The sequence below is a fragment of the Belliella kenyensis genome (assembly GCF_022549675.1).
GTDB lineage: Bacteria > Bacteroidota > Bacteroidia > Cytophagales > Cyclobacteriaceae > Belliella > Belliella kenyensis.
Genome location: NZ_JAKZGR010000061.1, coordinates 1 through 692, shown reverse-complemented (window position 1 = coordinate 692; position 692 = coordinate 1). Strand labels below are relative to the sequence as shown.

Annotated in this window: 1 protein-coding gene; it reads left to right on the top strand. The window is 41.8% G+C overall.

Annotation, left to right across the window (positions count from 1 at the left end):
• Nucleotides 1-692: IS66 family transposase (gene tnpC / locus MM214_RS18945; RefSeq protein WP_241297744.1), on the top strand; the 692-nt coding region annotated here is incomplete at both ends.

The window sequence follows — 692 nt, the reverse complement described above, 5'->3', positions numbered from 1 at the left end:
ATAAATATGCTTCAAAAGACAAAAATAGTGATACAGGTATACTGATAGGAGTTCTTCCAGAGAGAGTCATAGACAAAGGAATACCAGGCGCAGGTCTGTTGGCAAGTATTCTTACGGACAAATATGAAGACCATTTACCATTATACAGGCAATTGCAGCGGTTTAAACGAGAAAATGTAAAAATAGCCCCCTCGACCATTGATGGCTGGGTCAAACAATCACTTGAGCGGCTAGAACCCCTGTATGACTGCCTGCTTGACGACACCAAAGCGATGGGCTACCTTCAAGCAGATGAAACAACCATCAAAGTAATGGATAGTGCCAAAAAAGGCGCTTGCCACTTAGGCTACTATTGGGTCTATCATAACCCCTTGGAGAAAACCGTCTTGTTTGATTATCAGCCAACCCGTACAATAAAGGCTGCAGAGAATCTATTGAAAGGCTTTAAGGGATACCTTCAGACAGATGGGTATGTCGGCTACAAAAAACTAGGCAAACAAGATGGAGTAACTCACTTAGCTTGTTGGGCACATGCCCGAAGAGAGTTTTATGATGCCCAATCTAATAATGAAAAAATAGCTAAAGAAGCACTAACCTTCATCCAGAAACTGTATGAAGTAGAGCGAGAGGCTAGAGAAAGTAACTTAGATCCAGAAGAGAGAAAAAACCTAAGGCTTGACAAATCACTTCCT